Origin of the sequence: Deinococcus frigens DSM 12807 (assembly GCF_000701425.1) — a bacterium.
Classification (GTDB): domain Bacteria; phylum Deinococcota; class Deinococci; order Deinococcales; family Deinococcaceae; genus Deinococcus; species Deinococcus frigens.
The window spans coordinates 19594-40742 of the sequence record NZ_JNIW01000024.1 but is presented as its reverse complement, the minus strand read 5'-3'; the positions used below and the strand labels follow the sequence as shown (position 1 = coordinate 40742).

General features: G+C 69.1%; 12 protein-coding genes. 5 read left to right on the top strand and 7 right to left on the bottom strand.

Features of this window, described 5'->3' with window-relative positions; all coding sequences use genetic code 11:
- Positions 1-16: 16 nt before the first annotated feature.
- Positions 17-571, top strand: a complete 555-nt coding sequence (locus Q322_RS0110150) for a GNAT family N-acetyltransferase (protein ID WP_029477805.1) — start codon at positions 17-19, stop codon at positions 569-571.
- On the opposite strand, the gene Q322_RS0110145 is transcribed toward Q322_RS0110150, so the two are convergent.
- The gene (locus Q322_RS0110145; protein ID WP_029477803.1) at positions 565-828 is read right to left on the bottom strand and encodes an acylphosphatase; all 264 of its coding nucleotides are present in this window, start codon (positions 826-828) and stop codon (positions 565-567) included. The genes Q322_RS0110150 and Q322_RS0110145 overlap by 7 nt on opposite strands.
- Before the next feature lie 163 nt (positions 829-991).
- Here Q322_RS0110145 and Q322_RS0110140 point away from each other — a divergent pair, with 163 nt between their 5' ends.
- Complete coding sequence (locus Q322_RS0110140; protein ID WP_245593211.1) at positions 992-11032, top strand: translocation/assembly module TamB domain-containing protein; 10041 nt, start codon at positions 992-994, stop codon at positions 11030-11032.
- Between the two features lie 220 nt (positions 11033-11252).
- Here the strand turns inward: Q322_RS0110140 and Q322_RS0110135 are convergent, their stop codons facing one another.
- The 6 genes from Q322_RS0110135 to Q322_RS0110110 all read right to left on the bottom strand — a co-directional run bounded on the left by Q322_RS0110135 (position 11253) and on the right by Q322_RS0110110 (position 17459).
- On the bottom strand, positions 11253-11708 hold the full coding sequence (locus tag Q322_RS0110135; RefSeq protein WP_029477801.1) for a hypothetical protein: 456 nt from the start codon (positions 11706-11708) through the stop codon (positions 11253-11255).
- A 36-nt stretch (positions 11709-11744) separates the two neighbouring features.
- Entirely contained in the window at positions 11745-13871 is a 2127-nt protein-coding gene (locus tag Q322_RS0110130; RefSeq protein ID WP_034418231.1) for an ABC-F family ATP-binding cassette domain-containing protein, read from the bottom strand.
- An 86-nt stretch (positions 13872-13957) separates the two neighbouring features.
- A complete protein-coding gene (locus tag Q322_RS0110125; RefSeq protein ID WP_029477799.1) occupies positions 13958-14593 on the bottom strand; it encodes a hypothetical protein in 636 nt (211 codons plus the stop codon).
- A gap of 68 nt (positions 14594-14661) precedes the next feature.
- Positions 14662-15447 (bottom strand): ABC transporter permease, encoded by a 786-nt coding sequence (locus Q322_RS0110120; protein WP_029477798.1) that lies wholly within the window; start codon positions 15445-15447, stop codon positions 14662-14664.
- Positions 15448-15535: 88 nt separating this feature from the next.
- Positions 15536-16330: an ABC transporter permease gene (locus tag Q322_RS0110115; RefSeq protein WP_029477797.1), complete on the bottom strand. Its 795-nt coding sequence runs from the start codon at positions 16328-16330 to the stop codon at positions 15536-15538.
- 103 nt (positions 16331-16433) lie between these two features.
- Positions 16434-17459, bottom strand: coding sequence for an ABC transporter ATP-binding protein (locus Q322_RS0110110; protein ID WP_034418230.1), 1026 nt, complete (start codon positions 17457-17459; stop codon positions 16434-16436).
- A 343-nt stretch (positions 17460-17802) separates the two neighbouring features.
- On the opposite strand from Q322_RS0110110, the gene clpS reads away from it, so the two are divergent.
- The 3 genes from clpS to Q322_RS21730 all read left to right on the top strand — a co-directional run bounded on the left by clpS (position 17803) and on the right by Q322_RS21730 (position 21144).
- Positions 17803-18132, top strand: coding sequence for an ATP-dependent Clp protease adapter ClpS (gene clpS, locus Q322_RS0110105; RefSeq protein WP_029477795.1), 330 nt, complete (start codon positions 17803-17805; stop codon positions 18130-18132).
- Positions 18129-20357 carry an AAA family ATPase gene (locus Q322_RS0110100; RefSeq protein ID WP_029477794.1) on the top strand — a complete coding sequence of 743 codons (2229 nt, stop codon included), beginning with the start codon at positions 18129-18131 and terminating at the stop codon, positions 20355-20357. Before clpS ends, Q322_RS0110100 begins: the two co-directional genes overlap by 4 nt.
- 211 nt (positions 20358-20568) lie before the next feature.
- A complete protein-coding gene (locus tag Q322_RS21730; RefSeq protein WP_051668417.1) occupies positions 20569-21144 on the top strand; it encodes a hypothetical protein in 576 nt (191 codons plus the stop codon).
- Positions 21145-21149: the final 5 nt, after the last annotated feature.

Sequence of the window (21149 nt, the reverse complement as noted above, 5' to 3'; positions counted from 1 at the left end):
TCCCACGACTGGTCCCGTGACCATCCGCCCCGCGCGACCCGGCGACCCGCCCTTCGCCGTGCCGCTGATCCAGGACACCACCGGCCACATCGGACTGATCCTGACTGGCGCGGCCCCGGACGCCGAGGCCCCGAACGCCGAGCCACAGGACGTGATGCTGGGCTTTTTTGCGCGCGCCGGACACCGCCTGAGCGTTCAGAACGTGTGGATTGCCGAGCGCTCTGGCGAGAGGCTGGGACCGCTGCTGGGTGACGTGGGGGCCGACTGCAAAGCGTTGGACGGGCCGTTCCGGGGACACCTGCGCGGACGGGGCCTGCCCGGCGAGTGGTCCGTGGACACCCTGGCCGTGACGGCGGCGGCACGCGGCCAGGGCATTGGCGCGCGGCTGTTGCGGGAAGCGGCAGCGCAGGCCGTCTCACGTGGGCTTGGGCGTGTGGGATTACTGCTGGAAAAAGGCTACCGCGCCGCCAGACTCTGCGCCCGCGCGGGTTTTGCGGCGGCTGGGGAAAGAATGGTGGGCGGCCACCCGTACAGCCACATAATCCGCCTGATCCGGGAGACCCCTCAGTAGATATGAAAATCCCGCAGTCCCGTCGCCTCGCTCCTCTGGGTCTGCACGTCGCGCACGCGGGCGTGCGGGGGGCCGCGCCGCAGCCAGTGCAGCAGGCGGTCCAGATCGGCCTCATGGCCCTCGGCGACGACTTCCACGCGGCCATCAATAAGATTCTCGGCGTAGCCCTGCAACTTCAGGTCACGGGCATACCGCTGGACATACAGGCGGTAACCGACCCCCTGGACGGTGCCGATCACGAGTGCAGTCAGACGCATAGCCGTCAGGGTAGCGCCCGGAACGCGGGACAGAGGGTGGAAATCTGACGGTCCGGTGAGGTCGGGGGTGACCAACTCACGCGCTGGCCCCTAGAATGCGTTCAATGCGCGCCGCCCGGGAACACTGCACCAGACAACGGACCGGACGCGGCGGGGAGCGCGCGTGACCGACGATCCGGCGGCCCGCGAGGTTGGCGGCGAACCCACGAGGAAACCACCGGCGAAACCACCGGCCCGGCGGCGCTGGCCCTGGGTGCTGCTGGGCGTGGTGGCCGTACTGGCGCTGCTTGTGGTCTTTGCTCCCACCCTGTTTGGAAGCTGGCTGCTGGCACGCTACGGTTCCGATCTGGGCCTCAGCGCGGGGCGGGTCACTGGGCCGATCTGGTCCCCCCGGCTGGAGGGCGTGACCGTGCGGCAGAGCGGCGTGGACGCGCAGGTGGAGGCGGTGGGCGTGACCGTGGAGGCGTTCAATCCCTTTGCCAAAACGCTGCGGCTGGGCGCAAGCGTCACGGACGCCACCGTGAACGTGAACGCCGCCGAGCTGATCAGCCGCCTGACCCAGGGCAGCGGCGTAGCGGCGGGCGGCGGCTGGACCATCACCCCCGGCAAGCTGAACCTGAGCGACATCCGCCTCAATGTGGACGGCAAGAAAAACGAGATCCCGGACGGACAACTCCAGATCGGGCCGCGCGCGGACGGAGGGTGGACGGTCCAGGGTCAGACCAAAGACGGCCAGGTACGTGCCGACGTTTCGCTGGGCGAGAACAACGTGATTACCGCCGACCTCAGTGCAGACGCGCGGGTGCTGAACTTCTACTGGTCGGGCGTGACGGCGGGGCGAATTACGGGCAAATACGTCCTGAACGACGGCCCGCTGCGCGGCGACCTCAACATCGCCGACGCCGCCGTGCGTGTGCCGGACGCGAAGTTCGTGACCGTGACGGGCATCGGCGGCACCGTCACGCAGCGCGGCGACACCATTGACCTGAAGCTGGCCGGGCAGGGCTGGAACGGCCCGGTCACCGCCACCGGCAACGCGGACCTGAAGGCCAGGAACTGGACGGTCACGGCGGAGGCTGCGCCCACCGTCTCCGGTCTGGCGCGGGCGCTGGGGACCACGGGCGAGGGGCAGTTGCAGTTGCGCGTCACGGCGGGCGGCTGGGACACCGTGCAGGTCTCGGCGCAGGCCACCGGCGCGGGCAAGCTGGCGGGCGTCGCCTTCAGTGGCGCGCAGGCCAGTTACGCCTTTTTGCACCAGGCCGGTGAGAAGGCCCCCCAGAACAACGATCTGAGCTTCAGCGCCGACACCCGGCTGGGCGAGTCGCAACAGAAGCTGAGCGGCAACTGGGCCATCGGACGCTCCGGCGAGGCCCAACTGGTGGGCGCATTCGGGGCCAAGCCGCTGAACGTGCAGGCCAGCATCGACGCGCAGAATCTGGTGACCCTGAGCGGGGAGGGGCTGGGCGGCCCACTGTCGGGCACCTATGCCCTTAAGGGTGAGCGGCTCAGCGCCGTGCTAAACCCCACCTACGGCGCGGCGGGGGCGAGGGTAGCCCTGAGCGGCACGCCGGACGACTTGCGGGCCGTGATCACCGGCGGCACGGCGGGGCCGTTTGCGCTGGCAGGCACGGCACGCCTGAACAAACAGGGGCTGAAGGCCGATCTGGGCAGCGTGCAACTTGACCTGGACCGGGAATTTCGCGGCGGCTGGAGCGCCCGGGACCTGAAGGGCGCGGGCCTGACCCTCTCCGGCGCGGGCCAGCTCGATCTGGAAAGCGGGGACGTGACCGGGAACCTGACGGCGCGGGTGCCGGGTGTGGTCGGCACCCTTAGCGGGCCGCTGGACGTGAATTACCTGCGCCAGCGCGGCACCTTTACCTCCGGTCAGCAGGTGCTGCGCTGGAACGGCGATTCGTTCCCGATCACGGCGCGCAATCTGGAAGTCATGGGCGGCCTGAAGGTCAGCGGGGACATGACGGTCACCACTACCCTCGACGCATTCGGCACGCTGACGGCAAGGGGCAACGGCTTCGACCTGACGGCCACCGGGCGCGGCAAACGCGCCAGCCTGCGCGGCACCGCAAACGGCGTGACCGTGCTGGCCGACACCGAGCTGAGCGCCCCGTACAACACCACCGCCCGCATTCAGGGGGCCGACATTCAGGGCAACCTCAGCCTGACGGACGCTGGCAGCGTCCGCTTCGATCTGGTTACGGCGGGACAGACGGCGCGCGGCGTGATCGACGGGCAGAACGTGACTGCCAGCGGGCGGGTGGACCTGGCTGCGCTGCGTCCGCTGGTGAATCTGCGTCCGCTGGTGAATCTGCCGGACCTCTCCGGCACGCTGGAGCTGAATCTGGCCGGGCGGGGCGGCACGGCAGCCGTGAACGCCAGCGTGGCGGGGGCGGACGTGGCGGGAACACTGACGCGCCGCGACGGAAATGTGACGGCTGATCTGAAGGCGGACTACGCTGGGGCCACCGCCCACGTCAGCGGCCAGGTCTACCCGCAGGTGGGCGTCAGCGGCACGGTGTCGGCGCAGGGACAGACGCTGAACGCGGCGGTCAGCGGCCCCTACGACGCGCTCAAGGCGCGGGTCACGGGCCGCAGCGGCGAGCTGTCGCTGGGCGGCGTGACCCTGCCCGCCCAGGCGGTGGACCTGAGTGGAACGCTAACGCCCAGGCTGGCCGTGAACGGCACCTGGGGCGATCTGAACGTCACTTACGACGGCAAAACGGGTCTGGTTCGCGTGACCGGCAGGCAACCGCTGACCGCCTTCGGGCAGCAGGGCAGCGTGAATGGCCGCGCCACCTGGAGCCTGGGTCAAAATGGAGCGGGTGAGAACGGCACTTTTAAAGGCACGGTGGACGCACGCGGTCAACTGGACCAGTACACCGTAGCTTTAAACGGCCCCTGGAACAACCTGAACGTCGACCTGACAGACCGCGAGGGCCTCCGCGCGCGCGGCACCGCCTCCCTACCGGAAGGCAGCTACGACGTGAACGTGCGCGGCCCCATCGCGGGCGGACTGTTCATAGAGGGCAACGTGCAGGGGCGCGGCACCGAACCGCGCGGGCGCATCACCGTGCGGGACGCCCGGGGCGGCGCGGCCACGGTGGACCTGCGCGGCCTGTCCGACTTCGATGTGCAGGCCCAGGGGCTGACGCTGGCGGGCCAACCGCTGGTGGGCGATCTGAACGCGCGCGGCGGCGTCCTGAGCGGCACCTTGCAGGCCGGACCCTTCACCGTCAACGCCGAGAATGGCCGCATCAGCGCGCGGGGCGTGGTGGCCGGACAGACGGTCAGCGCCACCGGACGCCTGACCCTTCCGGCGACGGTGGACGACCTGAAACTAGAGGTCAGCGGACCGTACTTCACCGCGAGGGCCAGCGGCGACGTGGCCGATCTGCGCGGCACGGTCAAGGTCAGGGCGCGAACCTTCGGCACGGCCCCCCTGACCCTCAGCGTTCCGGCACAGAGCTTCCCGCTGACGGCCTCATTGACCGGGGCGCGGGCGACGGTGGGCGGGCTGACCTACGCGGGCGGCCAGTGGAGCGGCAGCCTGGCGGCAAGGTACGCGCTGTCTGGCACGCCCGGCACGGTCAGGCTGACGGGCGCGGGGCCGTTACTTGCGGCGCTGCCCTCCGGACCGCTGACCGGGCGGGTGGAGGTGCTGCCAAAACTGGGCGGCGCGGTGACGGCCAGCCTCTCCCCCGTGTTGACGCTGTTGCCGGAGAACCTGCGGGCGGAAGTGGTGCCGGGCCGCGTGACCGCGCAACTGACCGCGACGGGGGCCACCCTGATCAGCAACGGCACCCGGTATCTCGGACAGCCGCTGACCCTGAACGCCCGTGTGAACTGGAAGAATCACCTCAGCGCGTCCGGCACCCTGAGCCACCCGTGGGCGCGGCTGCCTTTCCGCTACGACGGGCAGGACCTGAGCATCCGGGGGGCCTCGCTGGACGCGCGCGCCCTGGGGCCGGTGCTGAGCGGTCAACTGGCAGACCTGACGGGCCGGGCCAGCCTGGATCTGACCGTGCCTGGGCTGGATCTCGCGCGGGCCAGCGGGCGGGCGCGCGTCAATCTGAGGGCGGCGGGGCAGCGGGCGGCGGGCAGCGTGTCGCTGGCGAAGGGCCAACTGAGCGCGGACCTGAACAGCACGCTGGCGGGCCTGAGCGTGCGCCTGCGCGGGCCGCTGTACCCGCAGGCCGACGCCGCACTGACGCTGGACGGTCTGAGGGCACTGGACGGTCTGAAGGCGACGTTGCGGGGCAGCGCACAGGACACGCTGACCCTGCGGGCGGCGGGGCAGTATGCCGGGCGGGCGGTGGACATCACGGCGACGGCCACGGGACTCACGAACGGCGCGGCCCGCGTGCAACTGGGCGGCACGGTGGCGGGCGCGGCGCTGAATCTGGCGGTCAATCGGGGCGCGGGAAGCGGGCTGGCGGCCTGGCAGGCGGCGGGCAGCGTTAGCGTTCCCGATCTGGGGCCGCTACTGCTCTCCGACACGGCGGGCCACCTGACGGCAACGGTGGACGGCACGCTGGCCGATCTGCGGCTGGACACGGCTGGAACGGTGGCGGGCGTGAAGTTCGCGGCTCCGGCCTCCTTCGCGGGCGGCGTGCTGCGCCTGCGGGGGGCCACCGCCACCCTGCCGCAGGGAACCGTGCGCGCCAGCGGACCCGTCTTCCCCACCCTGAAGCTGAGCGCCAGGGCCAACGTGACCGATCTGCTGCCGGGCACCTACACCGCGCAGATCACCGGCACGTACAGCAAGCCCGACGTGAATGTGCAGGGCGTGCTGACAGGGGGCGTCGCCGGACTTCAGGCCACCGGTACGCGCCTGACTGCCCGCCTGCTGGGCCAGGACTGGAAGTTGGGCCTAGGCGGCGAGACACTGGCCGGAACCCTGCGCGGCCAAGTGGGAACGAACGCGCTGGGCGGCCTGTCCAATGCCGCGCTGACCGTCAACGCTGGCTATCTCGGAGGAAGTCCCGACACGCCCATCAACGTGCGCCTGAACGGCCATCCCGGCTGGAATGCCCGCACTGGCTGGAGCGGCACCCTGCGCGCGGTGGGAGACATTCCTGGCGGACCGCTGGACGCCGTGCTGGACGGCGATGGAGCTTTGAAGGTGGCCGCGCTGGTGGGCACCGGCAAAACCCAGGCCCGGGTGACCGGCAGCCTGCCCGCCGATCTGGCCTTCAGGCCGGGCGGCACGCTGGAGCTGCTGGCCTTCGATGTGGGGGCGCTGTGGGGCCGCCCCGAACAACTGCGCGTCAGCGGAACCGTGAATGTGGGTGGCCCGTCGTGGAACGCCCCCGAAGCAGCCTTCGCCGGACAGTTGCAGGACAGCGGCAATGAGCTGAGCGGCGAGCTGGGGGCCTCCTACCGCGCCGGGGACCTGAGCGTGCGCCTGAACGGGCCGAAGGTGGCGGGCGGCGGCACGCTGGAGGGCGGGCGCTTCACGGCCAGCCTCAAAGCCGACACCCTGCGGATCGCCCGCCTACTGCCGCGCGGGCTGGATGTGGATGCCCTGACCTTTGCAGGACGGGTGGAGGCGGCGGGAACGCTAGCAGACGGACCCCAGCTCGTGAGCGTGCAGAACCTGGCCTTGAAGGGCCAGCAGGAACAGACCGGGCCGTTTAGCCTGTACGGCAACGCGAGCTACCGCTGGAAGGCGGGCGGGGCCGATGAACTGAGCACCGCACTGAGCGGCAGCCTGCGCGGCGGCGTCCTGAAGGCCGAGGGCCAGTTGCCCGGCGGCGTGCGCGTGACCGTGCGTGGTCTGGGAACCTCTTTCCTGAACAGCCCGGCCCTGAAGATCTCAGCGCTGGGCGGCGGCAGCGTGGGCGCGGACCTGACCCTGCGCGGCGCGGTGGGCGATCCGACGCTGGAAGGCTCGGTCACGGCCAGGACCAGCGCCCTCGATGCGCTGGCCACCCTGTCCGGGCGGGTGCGGGATCCCCACGCCGTGGTCCGCGTGAATCTGCTGGGCGCGGCGGGCGGCACCCTCTACGCCGACGCGCGGGACCTGAATCTGGAGGCAGGCACGGTGCGCGCCAGGCTATACGGCACCGTTCAGAGCGGCGGCAACACGGCCAAGGTGGACTTGCACGGCGTCTGGCCCCAGCTTGCCGGGACGGTTCAGGCGACGCTGACCGGGCTGAATGAACCCCTCACGCTGAACGCCGATGGGCGTGGCAATTACGTGCTGGACGGCAATGAGTTGGGCGGCGGCACGGTCACGCTTCAGCAGGGGCCGGGCTTCATCCCCACCCTGGCCGGAAATCTGAACCTGACGCCCTTGCCGCTGGTGAGCGGCACCGGGCAACTGAGCGTCGCCGCGACGCTGGCCGGAAACCTGAGCGCCCCCACCCTCGCGGCCACCGTGACCTCGCGGGGTGCCTCGGCCTACGGGGTGACGCTGGCAGACACGACGGGCCGGCTGGGCGGCACTCTAAATGCGTTGACCGGAACGCTGAGTCAGGGCGGTCAGACGGTGGCGACGCTGGACGGTGGGAAGGCGACGCTGGGCGGCCTGCGCCTGGACGCGGCGGGCAGCGCCATTCGCGTCAGCGGCACGGCGGGACTGGACGGCAGCGCAGACCTCGATCTGATGGCCAGCGGGACGCTCAGCGGCAAGTTGAAGGCCAAGTCCCGCGCCGGGTCCCTCTCCCTGGTGGGCAATCTGAATGGACCGCAGAAACTGGCGGCGGCGGTGGATCTGCGGGCCGATCCTTTTAGCGGCTGGCACGGCGGCGTACGCGTGACCGGCGGGCCATCCCTGGGCAGCACTGGGCTGGGCGGCACTGGGCTGGGCGGCAGCGGCGACGTGCTGACGGCCCCCGCCGTGCTGAGCGTGTCCGGGCCGCTGGCGCACCCGCTGGCGCAGGGCACGGCGGGGCTGCTGGGGGCGGGGGCGCGCATCGTGGCGGCGCAGACCGGCGTGCAGGTGCGGCTGGTGGACGGCCCCGGCGCGACGGCGAATGGCGCGGTGGGCTTTAGTCCGGACAGCACAGGCCAGTGGCGCTGGAGTGGAGCCGCCAGCCTGACCCGCCCCGAGCTGAGCCTGAGCGTGACCCCCAGCGGCCCACTGGCCGATCCGCAGGTGCTGCTCAGCGTGCGCCGGGGCGAGTGGCGGGCAAGCGGCACCGCCACGCTGGAGGGGGCCGACCTGCGCGTCAGCGACGGCGAACGCGACGGCAGCCTCAGCTTCAGGGGCGGCCAGCTCCAGACCGAGTTGCCGGGGCTGCAACTGGCCCGGCTGGGCATCCCCAACCTGAACGGGGTGCTGACCGCCAGCGGCACGCTGAACACCGACGCGCAGAACGGGCAGGTGACCCTGAAGGTCACGGATTTCACCTCGCCCGCCGAGATTCCTTACCTGGGGCTGCAACTGTCCGGTGACGCCAGCGCCAGCGTGACCCTGCGCGGGGGGCGGCCCACGGTGGCGGCGCGGATCACCCTGCCTTCCGGGACGCTGCAACTCAGCGCCTTGCAGGGCGAGCAGAATTGGACCGGACGCCTGACCGGACGCCTGCAACAGCAGGGCGGAACGCTGGACGTGAACGTCGGCCTGGACAGCGGCGGCCTGACCGGGCTGCTGGGGATCAGGACCTACCCGCTAGAGGTGGCCGGGCAAAACCTGACCGTGGACGGCGAGGTGGCCCTGAAGGGCCAGAGTTTCGGGGCCACCCTGAGCGCCCGCAACGAGGTGGGTGGAGTCAGCCTGAACGCCTCCGGCGGCATCGCCGATCTGCTGCCCCAGACTCCACTGAGCGCGCTGGCGCTGCAACCCACCGGCGAGGGCTACAGCGTGCGCGCCGTGCTGGACGATCTGGAGGTCGGCAACCTGAAGATCGCCCCCGACCTCTCGGGACGGCTCAGCGGCAACGCCAACTTCCAGGATGGCGGCGGCACCTTCGTCGTGCGCTCGGCGGGCCTGAGGGTGGGTCCCCGGACGCTGCCCGCCCGCCTGGAAGGCACACTGGTGGGTGGGAGCTGGCGCATTCGCGGCTTTCTGGGCCAGTCGGATTTCACGGCGGGCCTGAGTACCACTGGAGACTTGAGTACCACTGGAGACCTGAGTACCACTGGAGCGAGGGGCGGCGAGGTCTTTGGCCAGGGCAACCTGCGGGCGCTGCCGGTGGGCGCGCTGGTGGCGGCCTTTACCGGGGCGGCTCCCGGCGAGGGCGTCGTGACCGGCGTGGCCCGCTTCCGCTTCCCGCTGGCCGATCCACTTTCTGGCAGCGCCAGCGTGGTGGCCGAGCGCATCCGGGTCAGCGCCACCAGCATGACCGGCGGCGCGGGCGAGGCCGCCTCCACCGAGACCCTGACCGGCAGCGGCACGCTGGAATACGCGGCGGGGGAACTGCGCGGCGTGAACGTGCAACTGAGCGGCGCGGGCACCTGGGACGTGCGCGGACAGTACACCCGGCAACTGGTGGACCTCAGTGCCCGCTTCACCAACACCACCTTTACCCCGGTGCTGCGCCTGATCCCCGGTCTGGCCGAGCTGGACCCCAGCCTGCGCGGCAGCCTGACGCTGGGCGCAGGAGGAACGTATGACCGTCCGCGCGGCATGCTGCGCGTGCAAAACGTCAGCGGCAGCGTGGCGGGCCTGAGTCTGGAGGTCCCCAACTTCACGGGCGATCTGCCCGACAGCGGTGCGTTCACGGCGGGCGGCACACTGCTGACCGGCGGCGCGCTGGGGGCCAACGGCACGCTGGACGTGCGCGGGCAGCTCACGCTGGGCAAACTGAGCGGCACACGGGTCAGCTTCAGCGGCCTGCTGGCTCCGCAGGGTCTGGGGGCGCTGCCCGGCAGCAGTGTGGTCCTGACCCAGGACGGCGAGGGCTTCACGGTGGACGCCCAGAGCCGCAGCACCGGCGCGACCACCGGGGCAGGCAATCTGCGGCTGACCGGCAGAGTCTCGCCCAGAATCGACCTGACGCTGGCCGCCCGCAATTACAATCTGCCGCTGTCGGTGATCTCTGCCCGCGAGAGCGCCGTGAACGCGGACCTGCGCGCGGTGGACGACGGCACCCTGATCCGCGTCAGCGGCGCGGCCAACTTCCTGCGGCTGACGCTGGGCCGCGCCGACGCTGGGTCCGCCATTCCCACGCCGGGCAAGACCAACGGACAATCGGTAAGCGGCGTGCCGACCGGCACGGGCCGCACCACCGACAACTATGTCAGCCCGCTGCCCGAGGTCTATTCCACCTTCCCGGCCCCGACGGCGCAGGCGGGTGAGACTGCCCTGCGGCCCGCGCGCCCCTTCCTGGAGCGGGTGGTCTTTGAGGACATTCCCATCCGCGCCTCCGGCGGCGTCCGTGTGGACGAGAGCCTGGCCCGCGCCGAGTTCAGCACGGCGGGCCTGACTCTGGCAGGTAGCGGCGCGCGGCCCCGCATCACCGGCATCATCCGCTCTGAGCGCGGCTTTATCTACCTGCGCGAGAACGAGTTCGCGCTGGGCAACAGCAGCGTGACCTTTAACGGAGACGGTCTGCTGCCCGCCTTCGACATCACGGCCTCGGGGCAGGTGCAGGCCGTGACCACCGGCGTGCGCGTGCCCGTCACCCTCAACCTGAGCGGCGAGTTCGTGACCCGCGAAGGCGGTCAGGCGGCGCTGGACCTGAACACCACCCTGCGCTGCACCTCCGAGAGCGCGGCCTGCAACGATCCCGATACCGGCCAGAGCTACACCGAGCCGGAACTGTACGCGCTGGTCGCCACCGGCGTCCCCAACCTGACCGCGCTGCCCGGCAACCTGGGGGCGCTGGGGGCCAGCGCCGTGCAGACCGCCCTGAATGTCCTCGTACTGGGCGAACTGGAGCGCACCCTGGCCAAAGCCTTCGGCCTGGACGTCTTTCGCCTGTCGCCCCGACTGGCCGGAGAGGACGGCACCCTGAGCGCGACCCTGACCCTGGGGTCGTACCTGACCCGTGACCTGTACCTGCAATACCAGGTAGATCTGGCGGGCAAGGGCCTGCTGGACGCCACCTACAGCACCCCGGATAACCGCTTTACCTTCCGGGTCAGCACGCCGCTGACGGGGCTGGACCTGGGCAGCCTGCGCCCCAGCTTCAGCGCCGGATACAACATCAACCCGCGCACCAACCTCAGCATCGGCGTGCAGAACGGCGATGTCAGTACCCGGATCAGATTCGGGGTGACGTACCGGATCGGGGGACGGTAGGGCCTTTTGTCGCCCTCTCCTTCAGGTCTTTTACGGACTCCGACTGAAAGGTATTGAAAACACCTGGAAATCCGAATGGAGCGAGAGGCAGAACAGCGGGTTCCGGACGTGGAGTGGACGAGGCGGCGCGGTCCCGGTTTGAGCGCATTACGAACCGAACCCGTATCGCCCAAAAAACAAGGGCCGCCCAACATCGGCGGCCCGGTCTGAATTGCTGAGGTCAGCGGCTGACGGTCACGCTCGCGCGGGGTTCCAGGGCGTAAAACGCCACCAGGGCCACCAGGGTGCCGACCCAGCCGGGGGCGCTGCCCAGTTCCAGCTCGAAGGGGCGGCCCAGCACGGTGCTGCCCAGTTGGCCGCTCAGGTGTTCGCCGGTCTGCTGCGCCACCACGTTCCAGCCGACGATGGGTTCGCCCATAAAGCCGGTCACGCGGTCCACGCCGCGCAGCACCAGCTTCTGGCTGCCCACGTTGCCCCGGAGTTCGCCGCCTTCCAGCTCGATCTTGACCGGGTCATTCCCGACGCTGCCCTGCACGCCGCGCTCGGTGATTTCCAGGTCGATGTCTTTGCCGTGTAACTTGCCGCCCGCGCGGCCCGAGATACTGTCGCCCTCGATGGTGCAGCGGATGTCGTAGCCGTCCGCGCCCCCGAGGCGTCCTTTGATGAGGTCATCCATGCGCGGAAGTATAGCGGGCGGGGCCTGACCGTGGGGTTACGGCGGTGAGGACGCAGCGGCCCGGATCACTCCCAGCCGCTCAAAGTACTGCCGCCGGGTCAGGCTGGGGCCGCCGCCCCCCAGTTGCACCCGGCCCACGTTCCAGCGCTCGAAGAGAATCCGCAGCGTGCCGCCCAGCAGCGCCGCGCCGTACCACTGTGGCGGCGTCGCGCTCCAGCGCAGCGCGGTCCCATCCCAGGCCAGATGCGGGCAGATCTCGTCCCGCGCGGCCCAGAACATGCCGCCCCCGCCCAGCTCGGCCTCTCCCAGCCGCTGGGCACGCACCGTCAGCGGCGGCTCGCGCACCTGAATGTCGTATTGCGGCGCTGAAAACGCCTCGGCGTACAGCTCGTACAGGTGCTGCTGCAATTGATGCGCCTGGGCACGCAGCCGCCCTTCCTCACGCCCGCTGAGGCCGCCGGGGGTGGAGTCCAGCGCACTGCAGACCTCGGCCAACTGGTTTTCGATGTGGACCAGCCGCTGCCGGGCGCTGGGGCGCGGCGGCGGCGGCGGCGGATCGCCCTGGAGGTGCCGGGCCGGGTCCGTGTACTCGCGGCGGCCCCAGCCGGTCACCTCGCGGAGCGTGCCGTCCTCGATCACCCACAGGCGGTTTGCCACCTCGCGGGCAAAGCGGCGGTCGTGGGTCACGATCACCACTGCGCCGCCGTAAGCGTGGACGGCGGCCTCCAGCGCGCCGAGCGCCTCGATGTCCAGGTGGTTGGTCGGCTCGTCCAGCAGCAGCAGATCGGCCCGCAGCGCACTCACCAGCGCCAACCCGGCCCGCGCCCGCTCACCGCCGGAGAGCTGACGCGGGGTCTTGGGCCAGTCGGCTTCCGTGAAGCCCGCGCGGCCCAGCAGGGCGTTGGCCTGTTGGCCAAAGCGGCGCTCGAACTGGGCGCGCAGCGGATCGCCGGGCAGCAGGCCGTGCCAGGTCTGGTCCAGGCTGGCGACCGTCACGCCGCTGGCCACGCGCAGCGCGGGGATCGCCTCGCCCAGAGCGGCCACCGGGTCCGGGTGTTCCTCACCCGACAGCAGTTTCATCAGGGTGGTCTTGCCGGTGCCGTTCGCGCCCATTAAAGCCACGCGGTCTCCCTGGCGCAGCTTGAAGGCCACGCCGGACAGGACGCCCCGCCCGCCGTAGGATTTGGACACGTGTTCGCCCCAGGCCACCAGCGGGGCGCGGGCGCTGCCGGCCAGCAGACGCATTCGGAGCTGGCGTTCGGGCAGCGGCGCTTCGGTGCTGGGCAGGCGTTCGGCGCGGGTTTTCAGACCGCGTGAGCGGCGGCCCCAGCGGTCCAGGTTCTCCGCGCTGCCCACCAGCCGCCGCCCCTCCTGCGCCGAGAGCCGCGCAGCGCGTTCCCGGGTACGCCTTTCCAGCTCGCGCTGCGCCCTGGCCCGCGTGTAGCCGCCGGGATACGCGGTGGCCTCGCCCGCCTCCAGCCACAGACTGCGCCCGGAGGCGGAACCGGCCACCCCGTCCAGAAAATCGCGGTCATGGCTGGTCAGGATCACGCCGCCCCGGAAGCTTCGCAGCCAGCCCTCCAGCCACTCGCGCATGCGGATGTCCAGATGGTTTGTGGGTTCGTCCAGCAGCAGCAAATCGGGTTCGCGGGCCAGCGCCAGCGCCAGCGCCAGCCGGGTGCGCTCGCCGCCGGACAGCGTGGCAGCCTCGCGGCCCAGGAAGCGGGTCAGGTCCAGCATGCCCAGCACGCGGGCCACGCGTGACGGCCAGGCGTAGGCCTCGGCGTCCTCCAGGCGGGCGTTCAGGTCGGTCCAGGCGGCCAGGACTGCCGGATCGCCCAGATCGGCCTCCAGCGCCAGCAACTCGGCTTCCATCTCGCGGTAGGGATGTGCGGCGTCCACCAGGGCGCGTACCGTCTTGCCCGCCAGATGTGCGTGGTGTTGCTCCAGCACGCCCAGGCGCAGGCCGTCCGCGCGCCAGACCGTGCCCTCTTCGGGCAAAATTTCGCCCGTTAGCACGCGCAGCAGCGTGGTCTTGCCCGCGCCGTTGCGGCCCAGCAGCGCCACGCGTTCACCGCTCGAAACGCTGAGGGACACGTCACGCAGCGCCGCCCGCTCCGCGTGGAACACGGTCAGGTTTGCGGCGGCTAACAGCGTGGACACGGGGAGGAGGCTAGCGCACAGAGGCCAGGAAAGAACCGGCGAAAAGGCCCAGTTTGCAAAGTCGCGCGCCCGTCGGCAGGGCTGGACTACCCACGCCGCGCCTGCCACGCCTCCCGGTCCCGCCGCGCCTGGGCCTGCGCCGCGTCCCAGAAGGCGGATTCCAGCGCCGCCAGATCAGCCACCACACCGGAGGGCTGGCGGTAATCGGTGGCCTCTAAACGGGAGAGCAGAGAAGGAAATTCAGACTGGCTCAAAGCCGCATTCAGCACCCCATTTTCCTGAGCATGCGAGGCCGCCCGGACCAGTTCCCCGTACAGCCATCCCAGGATCTGCAAATCGGCCACGTTCGCCGCGTAGACCCACGGACCAAATTCGCCCAGCAGCGCCACCAGCCCGGACCACTGCGAGTGCATCACGTCAGAGATCACCTTCTTCGGGGGCGTGCCAGACATCAGCCACGGGCGCGCGGCCAGCAGATCGGGGGCCAGCCACTTCTCGCCCGCGAACTCCCGGCCCACCCGCTCGGCATCGGCGGGCGAGAACACGTCGCGCAAGTCGGTCAGGTGCGACAGGCGGGCGCGGGCTTGGGGCGTGAGCTTCACCGTGCGGGGGCGTGACTGGTCAAGGGCGGCCCAGGCAACTCGGCGCAGGGTTTCAGCATCCAGAACGATATTTTGAGTTTGCAGGGAGGCTTCTAAAGCGGCGAGGCTGGAGAGGTCCACCTCCCCCCGAAGTTCAAAACCCTCCTGTGATAGCGACGCGCCCAAACGTTCCAGCCTCTCGTCCGTACTCAACTGCTGGCACTGGTATAGCTGGCAACGGCCCGCAACCAGAACCAGCGGGTCACGGCGAACAGGGCCAGCGCCACCAGCGGCGAGGCCAGCGCCAGCGCGGGCGACAGCCGCCCCGTCATGGCCTGCGCGGGAACGGTGGTGATCAGGGCAACCGGGACCACGAAGGTCAGCGCGAAACGCACGGGCAGCGGAAAAGCCGTGACCGGAAAGCGCGCCGCGCCGAAAACGCCGTTGAACAGCTCGGCCACGTTCTGCGTCTTGACAAACCAGAAGGCCGTGGTGGACAGCGCCAGCCAGATGCAGTACACGATGGTCAACGCCGAGAGGTACAGCACGGCGGCGATCAACACGCCCGCCAGGGTGACGGTCAGCGCCGAGGCCGCGTACACGATCAATCCCAGCCCGATCAGGATGTCGGGGACGCGCAGCACGTTCAGGTAGCGGGTGCTGACGCTGAACTGCGCGTCCAGCGGCTTGAGCAGCGTGAAATCCATGCTGCCGGTGCGGATGGCCTCAGCGATGCGGCTCATGTTGGGCTGCACGAACACGGCGATGAACCCCTCGGTCAGGATGAAAAAGCCGGTGACCAGCAGCGCCTCGCGGAAGGTCCAGCCGCCCACCGTATCGCTGCCCTGCCCGAACAGCACGCCAATCGCCAGCAACGCCACGCCCACCTGCCCCAGACTGCTCAGCACCGCCCCGATAAAGTTCGCCCGGTACTCCAGTTGAGCCGAGACGGTGGCCCCGGTGAAGATGCGGATCAGGCGCAGGTAACGGGTCACAGTGCGCCTTTGGCGCGCTGATGGTTGAGGGCTGAACGTCGATGGTCTGGTTTTCCATCAACCATTAACCACCTAATATCAACCCCCTTCACGCCCCCACCGCCCCGTACTTCTTTAGCCCCAGTCGCCAGACCAGCAGCCGCACGAACCAGAAAAAAATGACCCAGCCAAACAGGATCAGCGCGCCGGAGCCTGCCTGACTCAGCGTGGCCTTGCCCGCCAGCACCTGCGCGGGCAGGCCCAGCATGTACGGAAACGGCGTCCACACGGCGATGTTCTGAACCCACTGCGGGTAAAACGCCAGCGGCGCGAACAGTCCGCCCAGCGCGGCGTACAGCAGCCACGCCACCTCGGAAAAACTGGTGCTGCTCTCCGTCCAGAAAGCCAGCAGCCCCAGGGTGTACTCGTAGAGAAAGCGGCAGGTGAAGCCCAGGATGCACAGCCCCAGCGTGACCGGATAGGCCCACAGATCGCGGGTGAACGACGCGCCGGACAGGGCCGCGAAGATCACCAACAGCACCAGCATCGGCCCGATGCGCACGAAGCGCTCGGCCACGTGGGCGGCGTATTCTGGCCACATCGGGTCCAGCGGACGCAGCAGCTTGGGCGACAGCGTCCCCTGCCGGATCATGAAATCCAGCTCCCAGCCCACCCACACCACCAGCAGTTGTCCCACCAGCCACACGCTGAGAAAATAGGTGGCGAACTGCGAGCCGTCGTAGCCGCCGATTTGCCCGCCGGGAGCCGCCGCCGCCTGCGCCATCCACACCAGCATCATCACCAGTGAGATCGTGCCGGACAGCATCCAGATGATGACCTCGGCGCGGTATTCGGCCATCTCCGCGAAACGGGTGGCGAACAGGACGCGGGTTTTGCGGATCATGTGAACCTCTGAGGGGGAGGTCTAAGGTTCTTTGCCCCCTCCCTCCTCATGGGGGCGGGCCGGGGAGGGGAGGCCACCCAGCGGACCAGAGCTTCAACCGTCCTCACCCGCCCACCACCTCTTTCTCAGCCCTCTCCCCCGCCCCGAACAGCTCCGCCATCACCGCTTCGATGGGCGGGTCTTCCACGGTCAGGTCCGCCACGTCCAGATCGGCCAGCAGTTTGGCGGCGCGGGCGCTGACCTCGGCGCGGGGGACGGTCAATTCCGCGCTCAGGCCGTCCACCTTCACGTCATGGCCGTAGCGGGCCAGATGAGCTGCGCTCACCGCCTCGCGCAGCTTGAGCCTGACGGTCTTGCCGCCGCCCCTGCCCTGCTCGGCCAGCCGGGCCAGATCGCCGTCGAAGACCAGTTGGCCGCTGTCGATCACCAGAATGCGGCGGGCCAGCGCCGTCACGTCGGCCATGTAGTGGCTGGTCAGAATGACGGTAGCCCCGTAACGCTCGTTGTAGTCGCGGATAAAGGCGCGCACGGCCTCCTGCATGTTCACGTCCAGGCCAATCGTCGGCTCGTCCAGAAACAGCACCCGTGGGCGGTGCAGCAGCGCGGCGGCCAGCTCGCACTTCATGCGCTCGCCCAGGCTCAGCTTGCGGACCTGCTTTTTCAGGATGCCGTCCAGCGACAGCACTTCCGTGAACTCGCGCATGGTGGCGCGGTACTGCTCATCGGGAATCTCGTAGATGGCCTGATTGACCAAGAAGCTGTCCAGCGCGGGCAGGTCCCAGATCAGTTGCTGTTTCTGGCCCATGACCAGGGTGATCTGCTTCAGGAATGCCGTCTCGCGTCTGCGCGGCTCGAAGCCCGCCACTTTCGCCACCCCGCCGGACGGATGCAGCAGCCCCGACAGCATCTTGAGGGTGGTGGTCTTCCCCGCCCCGTTCGGCCCCAGGAACCCCACCACCTCGCCGGGCGCGAGATCAAAGGACACGCCCCCCACGGCCTCCACGTACTTGGTCTTGCGGCTCACGAAACTGCGCAGGCTGCCCATGAAGCCCGGCTCCTTCTCGTGGACGGCGTACTGTTTTTTCAGGTCTCGGACGTGAACGGAGGCGTCCGGCTGGGAAGTCGTCATAAGTGGCCGCAGAATACGCCAGAAGCGGATTTCTGCGGGGAAATAGGCGAAATGGCGTAACGGGGTTGAGAGGTGATGGGATTGGAGGCCAAAGGGTGGCTCCCACGGTTTAACCCCTCCGCCCCTACGGGGCACCTCCCCTTAGAAGGGAGGCAAGAGGATTATCGTGCTGTACAGGCTTCTGCACTCCTTGGCTCCCTTTTGAGGGGAGCTGGCGGCGAAGCCGACTGAGGGGTTTTCGTGGGAGCGAATCTTTCACCTCGCTCTGATTTGCCTCGCTCTCCGACTCCCCACCGTAACCTCTCCCCCGCCGCCTGGCTGCCGCGCCCGCTACACTCGCGCCATGACGCGCCGTGACGGTGGCCGTGACCCAGAAGGCCGCACCCAGACCCTTGAACGCACCACGACGCAGCGCCCCAGGCTGTACCGGGTGCTGCTGCTCAACGACGATTACACCCCGATGGATTTCGTGGTGATGGTGCTGTCCCAGTACTTCCGCAAGGCCGAGGGAGAGGCCGAGACCATCATGCTGGCCGTGCACCACAAGGGCCAGGGCGTCGCCGGGGTCTATACCCGCGACGTGGCCGAGACGAAGGTGGCGCAGGTGACCGCCCACGCCCGCCAGGAGGGCCATCCCCTGCGGGTTGTGGCGGAGCCGGAGGCGCAGGAATGATCGGCGATCACCTGCAGGTCACCATCGCCCGCGCCGCCGACTATGCGCGGGGAGCCGGGCATGAATACGTCACCCTGGAGCACCTGCTGCTGGCGCTGACGCACGACCCGGAGGGTCGCGAGGCGCTGCTGGCCATGGGCGCGGACGTGGAGCGGCTGCGGGGTGAGCTGGAGGCGCAACTGGACGCGCTGGAGTCGGTAGAGGACGCCGAGCCGGACTTCACGCTGGGCGTGCACCGCGTCGTGCAGGGGGCAGTATTGCAACTGCACGCCAGCGGCAAGGGAGACGAGACTGCCGACGGGGCGCGCGTGCTGGTGGAGCTGCTGGAGGAAGCCGACTCCCCGGCCCGCGCCGCGCTGGAAGCCCAGGGCGTGACCCGACTGGACGTGCTGGCATATGTCTCTCACGGCACCGCGAAGGTGGCGGGCCGCAGCAAAGAGCGCCGCGTGCCCGGCGTGGAAGAGGGTGCGCCGGAAGCCGAAGCCGAGCAGGACCCGCTGGAGGCGTACACCCAGGACCTGACCGCCGCTGCCAGAGCTGGCGAATTTGACCCGGTGATCGGACGCGACGCCGAACTGACGCGCGCGGTGCATATCCTGGCGCGGCGCGGCAAGAACAATCCCGTGCTGGTGGGCGAGCCAGGGGTGGGCAAAACGGCGCTGGCCGAGGGACTGGCGCAACGTGTGGCTGATGGCAAAGCGCCGGGCTTCCTGAAAGGCGCGTCGGTGTATGCCCTCGATCTGGGCGCGTTGCTGGCCGGAACGCGCTACCGGGGCGATTTTGAGGGGCGGCTGAAAGCAGTGCTGGCGGCGCTGGACGGCAAAAACAGCGTTTTGTTTATCGACGAGCTGCATACGCTGGTGGGTGCCGGAGCCACCGAGGGCGGCAACGTGGACGCGGCCAACCTCCTGAAGCCCGCGCTGGCACGCGGCAAACTGCGGGTGCTGGGGGCCACCACGCCCGCCGAACTGCGCCACCTCGAAAAAGACCGGGCGCTGTGGCGGCGGTTTCAGACCGTGGATGTCCCGGAACCGTCCGAGGCCGACGCGCTGGAAATTCTGCGCGGATTGGCCCCCAGATACGCCGAACATCACGGCGTCACCTATACGCCCGGCGCGCTGGACGCCGCCGTGCGCCTGAGCGTGCGCCACCTGCGGGACCGCTTTCTGCCCGATAAGGCCATTGACGTGATCGACGAGGCCGGGGCCGCCCGCAGCAGCGCCGGAGTGGGCGGCCAGATTGACGTGAGCGACATCGAGGCCACCGTCGCCCGGATGGCCCGCGTGCCGGTGGGCGCGGTCAAGGCGGAAGAAATTCAGTCCCTGGCCACGCTGGAAGCCGACTTAAATGGCCAGGTATTCGGGCAGGAAGCGGCGGTTCAGGCCGTCGCCAGCGCCGTCAAACTGGCCCGCGCGGGCCTGCGCGATCCGCAAAAACCCCAGGGCGCGTTTCTCTTCGCCGGGCCGACGGGGGTGGGCAAGACCGAGCTGGCCCGCGCGCTGGCCGATCGCCTGGGCATTCACCTGGCCCGTTTCGACATGTCCGAGTACCAGGAGGCGCACACGGTGGCCCGCCTGATCGGTGCGCCGCCCGGTTACGTGGGCTTCGATCAGGGCGGCCTGCTCACCGACGCGGTGGCGAAGAACCCCCACGCCGTGTTGCTGCTGGACGAGATCGAGAAGGCGCACCCGGACGTGTACAACGTCTTCTTGCAACTGATGGACCACGGCACCCTGACCGATCACGCGGGCAAGAAGGTCGACGGGCGCGGCCTGATCCTGGTCTTCACCACCAACGCCGGGGCCGCCGACGCCAGCCGCCCAGCACTGGGCTTTGGGAGAGAGGGCCGCGCAGGCGAGGAGGCGGACGCCGTCAAGCGGACCTTTACCCCGGAGTTCCGCAACCGCCTGGACGCCGTGATCTTCTTCCGCAGCCTGTCGCGCGAGGTGATGGCCGGGATCGTGGACAAGTTCTTGCGCGAGCTTGAGGCGCAACTGGCCGAGCGCGAGGTGACGCTGACCGTCTCCGGTGAAGCCCGCGCTCGACTGGCCGAACTGGGTCATGACCCGCAGATGGGCGCACGCCCGCTGACCCGGGTGATCGAGGAAAAGATCAAGCGCCCGCTGGCCGACGAGTTGCTGTTCGGCACATTAAGACAGGGGGGGAAGGTCAACATCTCCGTCAAGGACGGTAGCTTTATCTTATCCACATCAACGGCGTCATGAGGAAACGCCCTGCATGCCCTGGACCCGATGTAAAACAGGTCAGGGGACGCTGTGTGGAGGAGAGTGTGTGCGACAGCGCATGTGTAACCCTCTGTGCCTCTGAATTCACCGCCCTCAGTATTTAGCGTTCATTCATGCTGGAGGAGCAGAGATAAAGGTTCACTTTAACACCTTTCATGTGAACAGCACGCCTGCCGAGGACAATCGAGTCATGAAAAATATTCTGCTGATTTTACTGACTGGTTCACTGCTCGCCGCCTGCACGCCCAAGAGCGAGACGACCACGACCACGACGGACACCACCACCACGACGGATGCTACGACGCCTGACACCACCACCGATACGACAGATACCACCACCGATACGACAGACACCACCACCGATACGACAGACACCACCACCGATACCACAGACACCAACGAGCCGGACGTGGACAACCCCATCGCCGAGGGTGAGGGTGCAACGGATAATGCCGCCGATCCCGGTGTGGACAGCACCGTGACCAACAATGACGACGCGAGCGTCGGTGAAGAGATTGATATGGCGGTGGGCGACGGTCTGGAAGGGACCGTGACTGATTTTGACGGGACGGCCCAGACCTTTACCCTCAACGAGAACGACGCCAACTACGCCGTGACCATTTCGCCGGATACCGTGTTTGAGGGATCGGCCACCACCGCTGAGGAGTTCTTCGGCAGTGACCGCGCCGACGCCAATGTGGCTGTGGAAGGGGACATCGACGAGGACAGCAGCACCCTGAAAGCCAACAAGGTGACCCTGAACTGAGGACG